The 17,479-nt window shown below is 65.7% G+C and carries 14 protein-coding genes and 2 pseudogenes; 7 read left to right on the top strand and 9 right to left on the bottom strand.

Going from position 1 to position 17,479, the window contains the following annotated elements; translation table 11 throughout:
- A partial coding sequence (locus LO50_RS01775) for a gamma-glutamyltransferase family protein (RefSeq protein ID WP_044313911.1) occupies positions 1 to 1,405 on the top strand: 1,405 nt, incomplete at its 5' end.
- Here the strand turns inward: LO50_RS01775 and LO50_RS01770 are convergent.
- From LO50_RS01770 to LO50_RS01755, 4 genes are all read right to left on the bottom strand, one after another.
- Complete coding sequence (locus tag LO50_RS01770; RefSeq protein ID WP_014818710.1) at positions 1,389 to 3,224, bottom strand: Na/Pi cotransporter family protein; 1,836 nt, start codon at positions 3,222 to 3,224, stop codon at positions 1,389 to 1,391. The genes LO50_RS01775 and LO50_RS01770 overlap by 17 nt on opposite strands.
- A 101-nt stretch (positions 3,225 to 3,325) precedes the next feature.
- Complete coding sequence (locus tag LO50_RS01765; RefSeq protein WP_014818709.1) at positions 3,326 to 3,667, bottom strand: hypothetical protein; 342 nt, start codon at positions 3,665 to 3,667, stop codon at positions 3,326 to 3,328.
- Positions 3,668 to 3,785: 118 nt separating this feature from the next.
- Positions 3,786 to 4,598 carry a bifunctional DNA-formamidopyrimidine glycosylase/DNA-(apurinic or apyrimidinic site) lyase gene (mutM, locus tag LO50_RS01760; protein WP_044313910.1) on the bottom strand — a complete coding sequence of 271 codons (813 nt, stop codon included), beginning with the start codon at positions 4,596 to 4,598 and terminating at the stop codon, positions 3,786 to 3,788.
- 57 nt (positions 4,599 to 4,655) lie between these two features.
- Complete coding sequence (locus LO50_RS01755; protein ID WP_014818707.1) at positions 4,656 to 5,522, bottom strand: HDOD domain-containing protein; 867 nt, start codon at positions 5,520 to 5,522, stop codon at positions 4,656 to 4,658.
- A gap of 128 nt (positions 5,523 to 5,650) precedes the next feature.
- On the opposite strand from LO50_RS01755, the gene LO50_RS01750 reads away from it, so the two are divergent.
- A complete protein-coding gene (locus tag LO50_RS01750) occupies positions 5,651 to 6,190 on the top strand; it encodes a type 1 glutamine amidotransferase domain-containing protein (RefSeq protein WP_014818706.1) in 540 nt (179 codons plus the stop codon).
- 101 nt (positions 6,191 to 6,291) lie between these two features.
- Complete coding sequence (locus LO50_RS01745; RefSeq protein ID WP_023446913.1) at positions 6,292 to 7,488, top strand: class I SAM-dependent rRNA methyltransferase; 1,197 nt, start codon at positions 6,292 to 6,294, stop codon at positions 7,486 to 7,488.
- 76 nt (positions 7,489 to 7,564) lie between these two features.
- Here LO50_RS01745 and LO50_RS01740 read toward each other — a convergent pair.
- Positions 7,565 to 8,413, bottom strand: a pseudogene (locus tag LO50_RS01740) (poly(ethylene terephthalate) hydrolase family protein).
- 498 nt (positions 8,414 to 8,911) lie between these two features.
- Here LO50_RS01740 and ilvD point away from each other — a divergent pair.
- Positions 8,912 to 10,750: a dihydroxy-acid dehydratase gene (ilvD, locus tag LO50_RS01735; RefSeq protein WP_014818703.1), complete on the top strand. Its 1,839-nt coding sequence runs from the start codon at positions 8,912 to 8,914 to the stop codon at positions 10,748 to 10,750.
- 67 nt (positions 10,751 to 10,817) lie between these two features.
- Here ilvD and LO50_RS01730 read toward each other — a convergent pair whose 3' ends face one another.
- Positions 10,818 to 12,551, bottom strand: a complete 1,734-nt coding sequence (locus LO50_RS01730; RefSeq protein WP_044313909.1) for a DUF4153 domain-containing protein — start codon at positions 12,549 to 12,551, stop codon at positions 10,818 to 10,820.
- Positions 12,552 to 12,649: 98 nt separating this feature from the next.
- On the bottom strand, positions 12,650 to 13,768 hold the full coding sequence (locus LO50_RS01725; protein ID WP_044313908.1) for an NAD(P)/FAD-dependent oxidoreductase: 1,119 nt from the start codon (positions 13,766 to 13,768) through the stop codon (positions 12,650 to 12,652).
- A gap of 97 nt (positions 13,769 to 13,865) precedes the next feature.
- On the opposite strand from LO50_RS01725, the gene LO50_RS01720 reads away from it, so the two are divergent.
- Positions 13,866 to 14,321, top strand: a complete 456-nt coding sequence (locus LO50_RS01720) for a metallophosphoesterase family protein (RefSeq protein WP_044313907.1) — start codon at positions 13,866 to 13,868, stop codon at positions 14,319 to 14,321.
- Here the strand turns inward: LO50_RS01720 and LO50_RS01715 are convergent.
- Together LO50_RS01715 and LO50_RS01710 are read right to left on the bottom strand one after the other, a co-directional pair.
- Positions 14,314 to 14,961: a YitT family protein gene (locus LO50_RS01715; protein ID WP_014818699.1), complete on the bottom strand. Its 648-nt coding sequence runs from the start codon at positions 14,959 to 14,961 to the stop codon at positions 14,314 to 14,316. The two genes, LO50_RS01720 and LO50_RS01715, sit on opposite strands and share 8 nt — an antisense overlap.
- 87 nt (positions 14,962 to 15,048) lie before the next feature.
- Entirely contained in the window at positions 15,049 to 15,567 is a 519-nt protein-coding gene (locus LO50_RS01710) for a dihydrofolate reductase (protein WP_044313906.1), read from the bottom strand.
- 184 nt (positions 15,568 to 15,751) lie between these two features.
- Between LO50_RS01710 and LO50_RS01705 the strand changes: the two genes are divergently transcribed.
- A complete protein-coding gene (locus LO50_RS01705; RefSeq protein WP_044313905.1) occupies positions 15,752 to 16,867 on the top strand; it encodes a glycerophosphodiester phosphodiesterase in 1,116 nt (371 codons plus the stop codon).
- A 92-nt stretch (positions 16,868 to 16,959) separates the two neighbouring features.
- Positions 16,960 to 17,479: pseudogene (locus LO50_RS01700) on the top strand (DUF2868 domain-containing protein); the annotation flags it as partial.

The following is a 17,479-nucleotide window of genomic DNA, read 5'->3' as shown; positions in this document are numbered from 1 at the left end:
CGCTGCCACGCCGGACCTGTACCTGCGCGAGGGCAAGATCCGGCGCGAACTTTCGCTGAATGGCCCGCTGGCCGCGGCGATACCTGGCACGCCGGCGGCACTGGTCGAGCTCGCGGAGAAGCGCGGTCGCCTGCCACTGAAGACCACCCTGGCGCCGGCCATCGCCTTGGCCCGCGACGGCTTTGCGGTGGATTCCGTCTATCGCCAGCGCGCCGGCTGGCGCCTCGCGGCGTTGCGTGACGATCCGGAGAGCGCGCGGCTGTTTCTCCGCGACGGCGACCTGCCAGCCGAAGGCCATCTGCTGCGTCAGCCGGAGCTGGCGCAAACCCTGGAGCGCCTGGCCAGTCACGGTCGCGACGGCTTCTACCGCGGCGAGTTCGCGAAAAAAATGGTGCAAGGCGTGCGCGCCGCCGGTGGCATCTGGTCGCTGGAGGATCTGGCCGACTACCACACCGTCGAGCGCGAGCCACTACGCTTCACCCTCGCCGATGGCCGTGAGCTGATCGGCGCGCCGCCACCCTCGGCCGGCGGCATGATCCTCGCGCAGAGCCTGGGTATTCTCGAACGCCTGTCCTGGCGCGACGCCGAACCGCTGCAACGCAGTCACCTGGTGGTCGAGGCGCTGCGCCGGGCCTATCGCGACCGCGGGCAACTGGGCGATCCGGATTTCGTCGCGTCACCACTGCGACGTCTACTGTCAGACCAGTATCTGGACCAGCTCGCCAGCTCCATCGACCCTGATCGGGCCACGCCGAGCAGCGCATTGCCGCCCGCGCCACGCTGGCGCGAGGGCGAGCACACCACTCACTTCGCGGTGATCGATGCCGAAGGCAATGCGGTGGCGGCGACGCTATCGCTGAACATGATGTTCGGTGCCGCCTTCAGCGTGCCCGGCACCGGTGTGCTGCTCAATGACGAGATGGACGACTTCGCCGCCGACATCGACGGCAGCAATGCCTATGGCCTGAAGGGCAGCAGCGCCAACGCCATCTCCGGCGGCAAGCGTCCGCTGTCGAGCATGAGCCCGACTTTCATCGAAAGCGCCGAGGAGTTCGCCGCCTTCGGCACGCCCGGCGGCAGCCGCATCCCCAGCATGGTGCTGCTTTCGGCACTGTCTTACCTGGATGGCGAACCGGTGCAGGCCTGGCCGGCAGTGCCGCGCTATCACCATCAGTACCTGCCCGACGTACTGCAGTACGAAGCCGACGCGTTCACTCCGGCACAGCTGGACACCCTGCGCGCGCGCGGCCACCAGCCCAGGCTGATCGAACGCGACTACGGCAACCAGCAGGTGCTCTATTGGCACAAGCCGAGCGGCACGGTCGAGGCGGCCAGCGACCCGCGCGGCATCGGCCAGGCACTGATGGTGCCAGCACGCCGCGAGCCGGTTACAGCTGCAGAATGACCGGGCCTTCGTCCTCAGCGAGCTGACGCAGCTGCCGCGTCAGCTCATGGCCCTCGCCGAGCAGCAAGGCGTTGCGCAGACTCTGGATGATGCGGCTGGCGTAGCCCAGGTCGTTCATCAGCGAACTGCTCTGCAAACCGTCCAGCTTCTGGTTGCGGATCGACTCGAACAGGCGCCGGCGAAACTCCGCATCGAACTTCGCAGCGCGCTCGTCCAGCCAGTTCAAGCGCTCGCGCCATAGCTCATCGGGCAGCTCCGAGTGGTTGAGCGCGCGGATCTCGCGCAACGACTCCAGCAAATGCCGACGCAGCTCGACATACGCCTGGCGCGCCGCGGAGTCATCGGTGCGCAGGTAGTGTCCGAGGTTTTTCTGCAGGTGCTTGGCATCCTTGACCGCATCCACCAGCTGCAGCGCCGCAACCTGGCAGCTCAGCCAGAACGCCTGGTGGCTCTCGTCCAGCGGCAGCTCCAGACGCCCCATGAAGGTCAGCAGATCGGAATACACGCCCTTGATGTGCCGCTGATACAGCCGCTCGGCATCCAGGGCCTGGGCGTCGGGCTTCGCGTTGATCAGCGCCTCGTCAATCCGACCCTGCTGGCGCAGCTGGTCCACCGGCAGATAGGTGGCATGGCAGATCACCTCGAGACTCAGGCGCGCCAGATGCTGCAGCTCCTGCGCCACGGCGCTGGCGGCAGCATCCGCGGAGTCCAGCGCACGGTCATTCAGGTAGCGCGCGCGGGTCGGCTCCTCCGGTCGAGCAGGCGCAAGTTCGGTGATCAGCACCGTCGGTTCGACTCGCTCGGGCAACACGCGCAACAGCAGGTTTGCCAGCTGCGCCTGCCACGGCCAGAACAGCAGCACACCCATGGCATTGAACAGCGTATGGAACAGCGCCAGCTGAATCAGGCGGTTTTCAGCCAGGCCCAGCGGCGCGACCAGCCATTCGACCAGCCAGGTCAACGGCAGCAGCAGCGCGATGGCCAGCACGGCGGTAGTCACGTTGAACAGTACATGGGCCAGCGCCAGGCGCTGACCACTGCGGTTGCCGCCGAGCGAGCCGACGAACGCAGTGGTGACGCTCGTCCCGACATTCGCACCGATCGCAGTCGCCAGCGCCTGGCCGAGATCCAGCTGGCCGGTAGCCAAAGCGGTCAGCGTCAGCATCAATGTGGCATGGCTGGACTGCAGCACCACCGTGGCAAACAGGCCGATCGCGACGAACATCAGTTGCCCGGCCAGACCGCCAGCGTGGTACTGCGACAGGTCCATGCCACCGAAGGTGGAGAAACCGGTCTTGATCTGATCGATGCCGAGAAAGATGAAGGCGATGCCGAGCACGATGCGCCCGGCCGCCTTGCCCTTGTCGCCGGTGAAGCTGGCCAGCACCCCGAAAACCAGCAGCGGCAAGGCCAGCGGACTCAGGCTGACGTTCTGCCCGGCCAGTGCCAGCAGCCAGATACCCGTGGTAGAGCCGAGATTGGCGCCGAACAGAATGGCGATGCCGCCGGCAAGCTTGATCAGCCCGGTGCTGATGAAAGCGATGGTGAGCAACGAGACCAGCGTGCTGGACTGCAGCAGCATGGTGCCGCTCATGCCGAACATCAGGCCCTTGAGCGGCGTCGCCGTACTGCGCGTCAGCAGCTGTTCGAGCTTGCTACCGGCCAGTTGGCGCAGCCCCTCTTCGAGGCATTGCATGCCGAACAGGAACAGGGCGAGTCCCGCGCACAGCTCGAGCCATCCGTCACTGGCCCAGAACGACCAGGACAATATCAGCAGGCCCACGATGGGCAGAAATGTCTTGAAGAAGCGGCTGTTCAAGGAGGGGGCTTCGCGGCGCGGGATGGGAGGCGAAGCCTACTGCAGCAACACCGCGACCGGAAGGCTCAGGCCCTTGCCAGTCGCGATGCGGATGACGTCGATCAACGCTGGGCGTTGTAACCGCTGGTGGTGCAGCCCAGGCAGCGTACGAACGCCGCTTTACCCGGCTCGACGACCAGAGCCTTGCCAGCCTCGCCGACGTTGCCGCCCAAAGCGGTGAACGGCAGGCTGACAACGAAAACACCGGCGCCGATGGCAGTCGCGGCGATCAGCAGCGGGCGGGCGATGATCAGGTCACCGACCATGGAGTAGGCCTTGGGCGCTTCTACGGAGTACATCGGATCACCACTGGCGTTCTGCGGGACCGACTCCGCATGTGCCGGCAGCGCCAGCAGGCCAGTGGTCAGTGCCAAGACAGCAGCGGTAGAGCGGAACAGATTCATGGTGTGGTCCTTCAGATGTGCGAAACGCGGCAATTTTTAGTTGTGGCGGCCACTATAGCAGTGGCCGGGGCACGCTGAGCGTGAACGCCGTCAACGCATGCACAGTTCCGCTAGCCGCTCAACGCTGGCAGCGAGCGCAATACACGCTGGCGCGCTGACCGAGGCGAATCTCACGCAGCGTGCCGCCGCAGTTCTTGCAGAATTCGCCGGCCCGCCCGTAGACGAACAGCTCCTGTTGAAAATAGCCGGGCTTGCCATCGCCGCCGACGAAATCGCGCAAGGTCGTGCCGCCACGCTCGATGGCCATCGCCAGTATCCGCCGGATTTCCTCGCCGAGCTTCAGATAACGCGCTCGCGAGATGCTCCCGGCCGGCCGCCGCGGATCGATCCCGGCGGCGAACAGTGCCTCGCTCGCATAGATGTTGCCGACTCCCACCACTACCGCGTTGTCCATGATGAACGGCTTGACCGCCATGCTGCGCCCACGCGACAGCCTATACAGACGGTCACCGTCGAAATCCTCGCCGAGCGGCTCGGGCCCGAGACTGGCGAGCAACACATGGGCGAGCGGCTCGTGGCTCCAGAGCATCGCGCCGAAGCGCCGCGGATCGGTGTAGCGCAGCGCCTGGCCGGACTCCAGCAGGATATCGACGTGCTCGTGCTTGGCCGCCGGCAATGCCGCGTCAACCAGACGCAGGCTTCCGGACATGCCCAGATGAACGATCAGCGTGCCTCTCTCGGCCTTGATCAGCAGGTATTTGGCACGACGCTCGACGGCTTGGATCCGTTGGCCGGACAGACGCACATCGAGGTCTTCCGGGATCGGCCAGCGCAACCGCCGGTCACGCACCAGCACGCGGCTGACACGCTGACCGACAAGGTATGGCTCGATACCACGGCGGGTAGTTTCGACTTCGGGAAGTTCGGGCATGGCGGGACGTTGGATACAGCGAAGGGATGCCGACCTTAGCAGGCCGGCGCCGGGCCGTCAGCCCACGCCAAGCTCGCGGATGCTTTCCTTGAGGCAGACGAAATCGTATTCCGACAGCCCGACGTACTCGAGCACCAGCTGCGACACGCTGTCCCACTCGTGATCGTCCGGCTGCGCGCCCAACACCCGATGACAGGCGCAGATGTGCTCGGCCATCTTGAGGATCGCCAGCAGCGTCTTGATCGGCGCGTCGCGCCCCGAGTCGTCGGCGAACAGCGACAGCGCGTTATGGTGATTGGCGATGGCATCGCACAGGTGCAGCGGCAGGTTCCACGATTTGGCGGTGAAGTAGCCGACCACCGCATGGTTGGTGCTGAGCACGCGATTCTCGATATCGACGATGCGCTGGCCGTCTCCGGTGCTGGCGTAGGCCTCTTCCAGCACACTCATGTAGCCGGGGAAGCGCTTGAGCATCAGCGGGATGCCGCAATTGTGGAACAGCCCGAGGGTGTAGGCCTCATCCGGCGACTGGTAGCCGATGCGCTTGGCCAGGGTCAGGCAGGCCATGGCCACGTCCTGCGCGCTGTCCCAGAAGCGGCTGAGCGTGACGATGGTCTCGTCGCTCATCTCGCCCTTGATCGACTGCGCATTGATCAGGTTGATCACCGAGTTGCAGCCCAGCAGGTTCACCGCCTGCTGGATGGAAGCGATGCGGTTGGCCAGACCGAAATGCGGCGAGTTGACCAGCTTGAGCAGCGCCCCAGAAAGCCCCGGGTCCTGACTTATCAGCCGGGCGATGGCTTTCAGATCGGGCACCGGCATGACCTGCTCCATCTGCAGGTCGACCATGATCTGCGGTTGCGGCGGCACGCTGATGCCTTGCAGCACCCGGCGGATCTGTTCGGCGGAGAGTTCAACGGCCATGAGGGGTCGCTCGACGAGAAGGCAAAGTGCCATCGGCACGAAAGGGCGAACTTTGGCTGAGATGCGGGTCCCATTTCAAGTGACTCGCATTCGGCGAGCGTTACCGACAGACAGACGGAGGCATGCTCATGACCCAATCCCTCAACGGCAAGCGCGTGGCAATCCTGGTGACCGAAGGCTTCGAGCAGGTCGAGCTGACCGGCCCGCAGGAGGCGCTGGAGAAGGCCGGTGCGACAGCCCAGATCGTCTCCGCCAAGAATGGCGAAGTGACCGGCTGGAACCACACCACGCCGGCCAGCAAGTTTCACGTGGACAAGACCTTCGACGACCTCGATATGAATGACTATGACGCCGTGCTGCTACCCGGCGGGGTGGTCAACTCCGACACCATTCGCACCGACGAAAGCGCACAAAAACTGGTACGCGACGCCGCCGCGGCGAACAAGCCGATCGCGGTGATCTGTCACGGCGGCTGGCTGCTGATCTCGGCCGGACTGGTCAAGGGCAAGCGCATGACCAGCTGGCCGTCGCTTACCGACGACCTGAAGAACGCCGGCGCCGATTGGGTGGATCAGGAGGTGGTGGTGGACGGTCAACTGATCAGCAGCCGCAAGCCGGATGACATCCCAGCGTTCAGCCAGGCGCTGATTCAAGCCCTGTCCGCCTGACCGGTGATGCGTGACGGGCGCTGCGAGGAATTTCCGGCAGCGCCGGCGCGCGTGGCCTGCCGCTCGTTTAGAATGCCCGTCTTTTTCCCGGAGCCCCGCCGATGACCCTGCCCAGCCTGCGCCTCAAAGCCAACGCCGATCGCCGCCTGCGCGCCGGCCATCTGTGGGTCTACAGCAACGAGGTGGACACCGCGGCCACGCCGCTGGCGGGCTTCGTTGCCGGGGATCAGGCCGTACTCGAAGCCGCCGGCGGCAAGCCGCTGGGCATCGTCGGGGTATCGCCGAACAACCTGATCTGCGCGCGCCTGCTGTCACGCGATCTCAAGCACAGCCTGGATAAGTCATTGCTGGTGCACCGCATTCAGGTCGCCCTATCGCTGCGTGATCGCCTGTTCGATCAGCCGTGCTACCGCCTGATCTATGGCGATTCCGATCTTCTGCCGGGCCTGGTGGTGGATCGCTTCCACGACCATCTGGTGGTGCAGCTGGCGTCGGCGACCATGGAGCGCAACAAGGATGCCGTGCTGGAGGCGTTGGTGCAGGTGCTCAAGCCCCGCGGCGTGCTGTGGAAGAACGACTCCAGTGCCCGCGATGCCGAAGGCCTGGAGCGTTACGTCGATACGGCGTTCGGCGTGGTGCCGGAGTGGGTCGCGCTGGAAGAGAACGGCGTGAAGTTCGAGGCTCCGGTGCTGCAGGGCCAGAAGACCGGCTGGTTCTACGACCACCGCATGAACCGCGCGCGCCTTGCACCCTACGTGAAGGGCAAGCGCGTGCTGGACCTGTTCAGCTACATCGGCGGCTGGGGTGTGCAGGCGGCGGCCTTCGGTGCCAGCGAAGTGTTCTGCGTCGACGCATCGGCCTTCGCCCTAGACGGTGTCGAGCGCAATGCCGCGCTCAATGGAGTGGCCGAGAAGATGACCTGCGTCGAGGGTGATGCCTTCGAGGCGATGAAGGAACTGAAGAACGCCGAGGAACGCTTCGACGTGGTCATCACCGACCCGCCGGCCTTCATCAAGCGCAAGAAGGACATCAAGAACGGCGAGGCTGCCTACCGCCGCCTCAACGAAGCCGCGATGCGCCTGCTCAACAAGGACGGCATTCTGGTCAGCGCCAGCTGCTCCATGCACCTGGAAGAAGATCACCTGCAGAACATCCTGCTCGGCAGCGCGCGCCATCTGGACCGCAATATCCAGCTGCTCGAACGCGGCGCCCAGGGCCCGGATCATCCGGTGCATCCGGCGATCCCGGAAACCCGCTACATCAAGAGCCTGACCTGCCGCATCCTGCCCAACAGCTGAGGAACGGCACACGCGCCTACCGTATCGCCATGAAACCTTCGCCCGGCAGTGCGGGCGAAGGTTTCAACGTGCGGTGCTACTCGATGCCCTTGCGCTGATCGCTCCACAACAGGCTGGTGCACAACCCGCAGAAACGTCCGTAGAAGGTGCCACGCGCACTCTCGTCGTCCATCAGGTGATAACGGAACCAGGCCGTCGTCGGTCCGCGATAGGCCCCGCCATCACCCACTGGCTCGAAGTGGCTGACATAGCGCCTTTCCCCCCAGAAGATCGGCACATTGGCGCGGGTATAGACCGGCTGCGCATTCAGATAGGGGATGGCGATCGTGTCGGCACCGCCGGACATCAGGAACATCGGCCCGCGCTGGTTGCGCTGCGACGACGAGTCATGGCCAAGACCGATGGTGTACGGCTGGATCGGCGCGGTGACCTTCACGCGATCATCCTGCCCGGCCATGATCGAGCCACCGCCACCCTGGGAATGGCCCGATGTGGCGACGCGTCCGGTGTTCAACACGCCGACGTAGGTGCCGTAGGTGCGATTGCTTTCCTGTACCAGGTAATCGAGGCAGGCCAGCATGTCGCGCCCGGTGCCGGCATTCGAGGTTTCCGCCGCGGCCACCACGAAGCCATGGCTGGCCCAGTGGGTCAGCAGCCCTGAATAAGTCGTCGGCCCGGTGCCGGTACCATTGCCCCAGAGGATGACCGGATGCCTGACGCCATCCTGGCCCAGCGTGCGTGGCCGGTAGATGCGTCAGCTCGGCCCTTCGCTCTGACTGGTGACGGCGTAGGGGCCGGAATTGTCGAAGCTCGAAACCGAGGGGAATGGCGCTCCGGGTGTGTCCGGCAGGGGTGCGGCGACGGCGGTTGCGGATAGGGCCACCAGAGCAGCGGCGCTCAGGTATAGACGTGTGAATTTGTGCATCTGCATTCCTCGTTCTTATCGTTGGTATAAGGACGCCTCGCCCATCATCGGCTGCCCGCTACTCCGCAGAACGCGCACCCATGGCGAGGCGACCGCTCGCTGGCCAGCGGCAAGACAAGGTGCAGTCACCAGCGAAACGGTCGGGTTTGGACTCTAGCGAGCGATCCTCGACCTGCCAGTCAAGGGGACCGGCGGTCATACGCCGAAAAAGGCGGCCGATGCGCAGGCCTCACGCCCTATCCAGCCGCTCCGGGCCGCTGGCATGCGGGATAGCGCAGGACCGGCAATCGTCCCGCCTGGCCCGGCTGCCGGAACGTGCGTAGAATCGGTGATATCTCGCCATTCACCACACGGCGGACTCTGAGCCCAGGCCCTACGAGCGTCTACCCGCCTCGACCCGGCCCCTTCCGAACGCACGGTCATCCTCCGTTGCATCCGGCACAGGCGTTGCTCACCATACGCAAACCTCCGATTACCTGATCAGCCGCAGGAACCGTCATGCCTGATTACCGCTCGAAAACCTCCACGCACGGCCGCAACATGGCCGGCGCCCGCGCGCTGTGGCGCGCCACCGGCATGAAGGATGAAGACTTCAAGAAGCCGATCATCGCCATCGCCAACTCCTTCACCCAGTTCGTGCCCGGCCACGTGCACCTGAAAGACCTGGGCCAGCTGGTCGCTCGCGAGATCGAAAAGGCCGGCGGCGTCGCCAAGGAATTCAACACCATCGCAGTCGATGACGGCATCGCCATGGGCCACGATGGCATGCTCTATTCGCTGCCTTCGCGCGAGATCATCGCCGACTCTGTCGAATACATGGTCAACGCGCATTGCGCCGATGCCATCGTCTGCATCTCCAACTGCGACAAGATCACCCCCGGCATGCTGATGGCTGCATTGCGCCTGAACATCCCGGTGGTGTTCGTCTCCGGCGGCCCGATGGAAGCCGGCAAGACCAAGCTGGCCAGCCACGGCCTGGACCTGGTCGACGCCATGGTCATCGCTGCCGACGAAAGCGCCTCGGACGAGAAGGTCGCCGAATACGAGCGCAGCGCCTGCCCGACTTGCGGTAGCTGCTCCGGCATGTTCACCGCCAACTCGATGAACTGCCTGGCCGAAGCCCTTGGCCTCGCCCTGCCCGGCAACGGCTCGACGCTCGCCACGCACAGCGACCGCGAGCAGCTGTTCCTGCGCGCCGGCCGCACCATCGTAGAGCTGTGCCAGCGCTATTACGGCGAGGGCGACGAATCAGTCCTGCCGCGCAACATCGCCAGCCGCCGCGCGTTCGAAAACGCCATGACGCTCGATATCGCCATGGGTGGCTCGACCAACACCATCCTGCACCTGCTGGCCGCCGCTCAGGAAGCCGAGGTCGACTTCGACCTGCGCGCCATCGATGCCCTGTCACGCAAGGTGCCGCAGCTGTGCAAGGTTGCGCCGAACATCCAGAAGTACCACATGGAAGACGTGCACCGCGCCGGCGGCATTTTCTCCATCCTTGGCGAACTGGCTCGCGGCGGCCTGCTGCACACCGACGTGCCCACCGTGCATAGCCGGACGCTTGCCGAAGGCATCGCCCAATGGGACATCACCCAGACCCAGGACGAAGCGGTGCACACCTTCTTCAAGGCCGGCCCGGCGGGCATCCCGACGCAGACGGCGTTCAGCCAGTCGACCCGTTGGGACACCCTGGACCTGGACCGCGCCGAAGGCTGCATTCGCAGCGTCGAGCATGCCTATTCTCAGGAAGGCGGCCTGGCCGTGCTCTACGGCAACATCGCCCTCGACGGCTGTGTGGTGAAAACCGCTGGAGTGGATGAATCCATCCACGTCTTCGAAGGCACCGCCAAGATCTTCGAAAGCCAGGACAGCGCCGTCAAAGGCATCCTCAATGACGAAGTGAAGGCTGGCGACATCGTCATCATTCGCTACGAAGGCCCGAAGGGCGGCCCGGGCATGCAGGAAATGCTCTACCCGACCTCGTACCTGAAGTCCAAGGGACTGGGCAAGGAGTGCGCCCTGCTCACCGATGGCCGCTTCTCCGGCGGCACCTCAGGCCTGTCCATCGGCCACGCCTCGCCGGAAGCGGCTGCGGGCGGCGCCATCGGGCTGGTGCAGGACGGCGACAAGGTGCTGATCGACATCCCCAACCGCAGCATCCAGCTGCAGGTCAGCGATGAAGAACTGTCCCACCGCCGCATCGAGCAGGACAAGAAAGGCTGGAAGCCTGCTCAGCCACGCACCCGTAAGGTGACGACGGCGCTCAAGGCCTACGCCCTGCTCGCCACCAGCGCCGACAAGGGTGCGGTGCGCAACAAGGCGATGCTGGACGGCTGATCGCCAGGCTTGCTCGCTGTAAATGAAAAGCCCGACCTTCGCGTCGGGCTTTTTCATGCTCAGCAGACTATTCGGTAATCGCCGGTTCCAGACGGATGCCGTCGATTTCCAGCGCCTTGAAGCGCGGCGCTACCACCTGCAAAGCGCCACGCTCGATCTGCTGCTTGAGGGTCTCGCCGTCGAGGGTTTGCTGATCGGTCGTGCGAAGGTGCCCGATCCATCGCCAAGTACCGGTATCGCCACGCCCCAGCACCGTCACGATCCGCTGCCGCGCACCGCGTAGCAGCAGCACCTCGGGCTGACGGTCATCGTCCAGATCGACGGCGAACAGGGCGCAGTCCCCGTCACAGCCCTGGGTCGCGATGGCCTGTGCCAACGCGCCACCGGCATCCTCGAGAGGCTCGCCGATCCAGGGCACCGGTGCGGTATTGGCCATGTCGTGCTCGTGTCGCCAGTTCCAGTAGCTGTCTGCCTTGTCCAGTCGCTGCAGGTCTGCCTGCAGTTGCTCCCGTCGCGCGTCTGCGAGACCAGGCTCGACCACGCGCTGACGCAGCTTTTCGAGCTGGTCGCGACCGGGTTGCCCCAACTGAAAGCGCAGTGCGCCGAGATCGGTGCGCTCTGCCGGCACCTGCTCGTCGAGCAGGCGCTGGTACTGGTTGGCTGCGCTGAGCTGCAACGGGCTCAACGGCGGCAGATGCATGAGCAGCAACAGTGCCACCGAAACCAGCGCCAGCAGCGGATTGCTCTGGCGCAGGCCGGCCAGCCAGCCATTCCGCCGTTGCAGCACCGCTGCCATCAGCGCCAGCGCATGCAGCAGGGCAACCAGCGTCGCACCGACCGCCACCACCCGATCAGGCGTGAGCCCGTACTGGCCGATCCGCAGCCAGAGCGCGTAAATCGCAAGCCCTGCCAGAAGCGGCAGGCACAGGGAGCTGGCGTCGACCAGCACGCGCAGCGCTCGCGGGTAATGCACCGCTTGCCGGCCATCCTGAATGACGCCGTTGAGCAGCGCGACATGGGCGAACACCATGGCCAGCAGGATCGGCGTCGCGTGGCGGGTCTCCCACAACGGCTGCAGGCCGGTAAAAGGCAGGCAGACCACGAACAGCAGCAGGATCAGCACCGTCAGCGGCAGCAGGAAGCGACACATGGCCTGCAGCACATTGCGCAGCGCATCGACCACCTGGCCACGCTCCAGCCCGATCCACAGCCCGATGGCGACAACCGTCGCGCTGGCCACCCAGATAAAGCCGGAGGACTCGAACAGCGTTGCGAAAATCCTGATGCCGACCAGCTTGAACAGGCCGGCCCAGAGCCAGATCAGCAGCCAGAACGCCGCCAGCATCAGCAGTGCCATGAACAGCAACAGCCCGTTGTTGATGGCATGCCGGTACAGCGCGGCGTAGTCGACACGCCAGCGATGATCGGCATCCCGCGCCTGGATGAAGGGCGTCAGCACATAAGCCAGGATCAGGTTGCTCCAGAGCAGCAGCGTGCCGACCGATTCACCCAGGTAATACCAGCGCGGCTGGTCGAACTGCAGTGCGAGACCGCCCGCCAGCACGGCCGGCAACAAGGCTGCGGCAAGGACCAGGCGCCAGCGGCCGGCCGCGCGCAGATCGCCCCAGAGCAGCTGCACCTGCCAGCCGCCAATCACCGTGAAGGCCAGCAGTGCCGAGCACAGCACGCGCCAGCCAGCAGCGTGCGGCCACGCCTCGCTGGCCGCCCAGAGCGTCATACCCTGCAGCAATCCGACCGCCAGATAGACTTTCAGCGGTCGAGCTTCGCCTGTCTGTTCCATGCACATTCCTTCTGCCGGTGATTGCGCCGTCCGATCGCCGCGGGTTGCAGTGTGCTACCCGCCCGCACGGGCCGCAACGCAGGTGCGACAGCGCGTGATCAGGTCGCCAATGGCTCAGGGTCGAGCAGCCCGCAGACGTGTTCGGCAATCGCCAGACAGGCGGTCAGTCCCGGCGATTCGATGCCGAACAGGTTCACCAGGCCGGCGATACCGTGCTGCGCCGGGCCATCGATGCGAAAGTCCGCGGCCGCCTCGCCGGGCCCGCTGATCTTCGGGCGGATGCCGGTGTAGGCCGGTTGCAGCGAATCGTCCGGCAGCCCCGGCCAGTAACGGCGGATCGCCGCGTAGAAGCCATTGGCCCGTTCCGGCTCGATGCGGTAGTCCAGGTCCTCGACCCACTGCACATCCGGGCCGAAACGCGCCTGACCCGCCAGGTCCAGGGTCAGGTGCACGCCAAGCCCGCCGGGCTCCGGAAGCGGATAGACCAGATGGCGAAACGGTGTGCGCCCGGCCAGGCTGAAATAACTGCCCTTGGCGAAGTACTGCCGCGGCCGCACCACCGGGTCCAACCCCACGGTGTTCGCGGCGAGGATAGGCGCGCCATGCCCAGCGCAGTTCACCACGGTGCGGGCCAGCAGCTGCAGCGGATCGGCGCCGCCCACCTCGACCTGCAAGCCTTCGCTGCCAGCCGTGATCGCCGTTACCGGCGCGTTCAGCGCCAGCACCGCGCCGTGGCGCTCGGCATCGCCCAGAAGCGCCAGCATCAGCGCGTGGCTGTCGATGATGCCGGTGCTTGGCGAAAGCAGCCCAGCCACTGCATGTAGCTGCGGTTCCAGCGCCAGCACCTCGTGGCCACCCAGACGCTGCAGATCGTCGACCCCATTGGCCTGCGCGTGCCGCTGCAATTGCTCCAGCGCAGCGATCTGGGCCTCGTCGGTGGCAACGATCAGCTTGCCGCAGCGGCGATAGGCCACGCCATGGCTGTCGCAGAAATCGTAGAGCTGGCGGCGCCCGGCGACGCACAGCCGGCCTTTGAGCGAGCCCTGCGGGTAGTAGATGCCGGCGTGGATGACTTCGCTGTTGCGCGCGCTGGTAGCGGTGCCGAAGGCCGCTTCGGCTTCCAGTATCAGCACCTCGCGGCCGGCCAGCGCCAGCGTGCGTGCCACCGCCAGCCCGACCACTCCCGCACCCACCACCACGCAATCCACTCGATCCATGCCAGACTCCTCGACCCGAGGGCCCAAGCCTGCCGCAACCACAGCGGCCGGCCAAGGGTCGGATGCCCTAACAATTTCTTTTCAAGGGAAAACCGGCATGCGCATCGGCCTGATCTCCGACACCCACGGCCTGCTCCGCCCTGAGGCGTTGGCGGCGCTGCAGGGTTGCGCGCAGATCATTCACGCCGGCGATATCGGCAAACCACAGGTGCTCGACGGGCTGCGCGCCATCGCGCCGCTGGAGGCGATTCGCGGCAATATCGATACGGCCGACTGGGCGCTAGAGCTGCCCGAGCGACTGGATCTGCGCATCGGCGGTCTCACGCTGCACGTGCTGCACGACCTCAAGCAGCTGGATATCGACCCGCTCGCCGCCGGCATCGACGTGGTGATCGCCGGCCACTCGCACAAACCGAAGGTCGAGCGGCGCGACGGCGTGCTCTACATCAACCCGGGCAGCGCCGGTCCGCGACGCTTCAGCCTGCCGATCAGCCTGGCGCTGCTGGAGTTGAACGACGGTGATGCACAGGTCGAGCTGATCAGCCTCAGCTGACGCCCATGTAGCGATCGGCGCGGTGATTGATCGCCAGCACCAGATTCAGCGCCACGGCGCCGAGTACCGACAGCAGCACCTTGTCCGCCGGCACCACGAACACCGCGGCCATGACGATCAGCGCGTCGATACCCATCTGGAAGGTTCCGGCGCGCAGGCCGAAACGCTCCTGCAGGAACAGCGCGAGGATGTTCACCCCACCAAGACTGGCGCGATGGCGGAACAGGATCAGCAGGCCGATGCCGATGGCGAACCCGCCGAACACAGCGGCGTAGACCACATTCAGCTCGGCGAAGCGCACCCACTGCGGGGTCAGTTCGGCGAACAGCGAGACCAGCCCCACCGCGCAGACGGTGCGCAGGGTGAACTGCCAGCCCATGCGCCAGATCGCCAGCGCGTAGAACGGCAGGTTGAGCAGGAAGAACACTGGGCCGAACGACCAGCCGGCCAGGTACTTCAGCAGGAACGCCAGCCCAACGGTGCCGCCGGTGAGCAGCCCGGCATGGCTGTAGAAGGCAATGCCAAGGGCGACCAGCGCGGTGCCGGTGAGCAGCGCCAGACCATCCTCCCACAGCGGGTGGCGGACGAAGATCGCGGCAACGCGCTCGGCTTCCGGGGCGTCGGATTTGTCAGGTTGCATGAGATTTCTCGTTACGACAGCGACGGGCCAGCATAGAAGCTGCAGCCCGCGAAAGATTTGGCGCCGATCAAGCGAAGAGGGTGCCGGTCAGCTCTGTTTTTGCCAGGTTTCGAAACGGTAGGCTGGTGCCTCGCCCTCAGCCGGATGTGGCTGGCTTTCGACGCACTGCCACTCAGCCTCGTCGAAGACCGGAAAGAACGCATCGCCTTCAGGAGCCGCATCGATACGCGTGAGGTAGAGCCGCTGCGCCTGCCCCAGCGCCTGGGCGTACAGCTGCGCACCGCCGATCAACATCAGCTCGTCGACGCCCTGCTCACGCGCCCACTGCTCGGCACGCACCAGCGCGGCATCCAGGTCGGTGAAGGTTTCCGCGCCGTCGAGCTGCAGATCCGCCTGGCGACTGACCACCAGGTTGAGCCGCCCCGGCAGCGGACGGCCGAGCGAATCCCAGGTCTTGCGGCCCATGATGATCGGTTTGCCGAGGGTCATGGCCTTGAAATGCTTGAGATCGGCGGGCAGGTGCCAGGGCATGATGTTGTCACGCCCGATCACGTGCCGCTCAGCGAGAGCAGCGATCATGGCGAGGGGAAGGCGGGTCTGATTCATGGCGGCGAGAATATCAGAGGGCCGTGTCTTCCTGCAGCGCTGTTGGCCACATTGAGTCGAACAGAAATCGCAGCGTCAGCCGTTCGTCGGCTTCATCGCTTTGCAATACAAGCGGCGCCGCAGCGTCAAAGTCCGGTAATGCAAGTGCCTCAGGCTGTGACATCCAAACCGAGGAGATGCCGAAATGGCCCGCAAGACCACCGCTTCCCTTCGCCGCTGGCTGACCGCCTGCAGCCTGTTGCTACCGCTCACCGGCTTCGCTGCGCCGGATGAACACGCCGCGAAACACCAGGTTGCGCGGGGCGAGCCGTCGCCGCTGGTGATCGCGCACCGCGGCGCCAGTGGCTACCTGCCGGAACACACCCTGGCCGCCTATGCGCTGGCCGTGTTCCAGGGTGCCGACTACATCGAGCCGGATCTGGTGATGACCCGCGACGGACAGATCGTCGCCCGCCACGACAACGAGCTGGGCCTGACCACCGACGTCTCGCAGCGCCCCGAGTTTGCCGATCGCAAGCGCACCCAGCAGGTCGATGGCGTCACCCTTACCGGCTGGTTCAGCGAAGATTTCACCCTCGCCGAACTGAAGACCCTGCGCGCCATCGAGCGCATCCCGGATATCCGCCCGGGCAACGCGCGCGTCGACGGCAGCCTGGAGATTCCGACCCTGCAGGAGATCATCGACCTGGTGAAAACCCTGCAGCTCAGCCAGGGCCGGCGCATCGGCCTGTACCCGGAAACCAAGCACCCGACACACTTCCAGCAGCTTGGCCTGGCCATGGAAAAGCCGCTGGTGCGCATCCTCACCCGCAACGGCTACGTCGGGCGGCAGGCGCCGGTGTATATCCAGTCGTTCGAGGTGGACAACCTCAAGACCCTCAGCCGCCTGACCCAGCTGCGCCTGGTGCAGCTGTTCAGCTCGGGACAGCCGTATGACCAGCAGGTACGCGGCAGCAAGCTGACCTACGCACTGATGGCGACGCCGGCCGGGCTCAAGGATATCTCCCGCTACGCCGCCGGCGTCGGTCCGGAGAAGAGCTACATCATCCCGCGTGATGCCAACGGCAACCTCGGCACGCCGACCGGCTTCGTCGCCGCCGCCCACGCCGCCGGCCTCAAGGTCCACCCGTACACCTTCCGCGCGGAAAACACCTTCCTCCCGGCCAACCTGCGCAGCAGCGACAAGCGCCACGAACGCGGCGACAGCGAAACGGAGATCCGCGCCTTCCTCGACGCCGGTATCGACGGGCTGTTCATCGACCAGCCCGACATCGCCGTGCGCGTGCGCAACGCCGACTGACGGCCCCAGCGGGGAGCCGCAACGGCTCCCCGTTTTCCCGTTCCCCACGGCAGCGGTTATCCTCAAGGCACGACCCGCCAGCGAGATGCCGTGTGATAGCCCGCCCCGCCCCTGATCTCGATACGCTCGACCGCCTCTGGCTGACCGAAGCCGTGCGCCTGCGCGAAGAGCATGCCGGGCCGCTGGAGGATGACGAAGCCAACCGCCAGGCCCGCGCCCAAGGCGGCGACCTGCCGGCCCTGATCGAACAGCGCGCGCTCTGGCTGGCCCGCCGTGATGGCTTGGTCGAAGCGCTCCTGCACTGGCGTCAGGGCGCACGGCTGGGTGGGTTTGTTCTGGCGCTGCTCGCGGTATTCACCGGCGCCGGCCTGGCCTTCGCTGCACTGGGCGACGGGCAGCGACCGGTCAATGTGTTCTGGGCGCTGGGCAGCCTGCTCGGGCTGAACCTGCTGACCCTGCTCGGCTGGCTGCTCGGCCTGCTCTTCGCTGGCGACAGCGGCGGTGCGCTGGGGCGGCTGTGGCTCTGGCTGAGCGAAAAGCTCGCCCGCGACGCCCGCGCCGCGCAACTGGCACCAGCGCTGCTGAGCGTATTGCACCAGCGCCGGCTCGGTC

Origin of the sequence: Stutzerimonas stutzeri, assembly GCF_000935215.1 — a bacterium.
Classification (GTDB): Bacteria; Pseudomonadota; Gammaproteobacteria; order Pseudomonadales; family Pseudomonadaceae; genus Stutzerimonas.
This window is presented reverse-complemented; position numbering and strand designations above follow the sequence as displayed.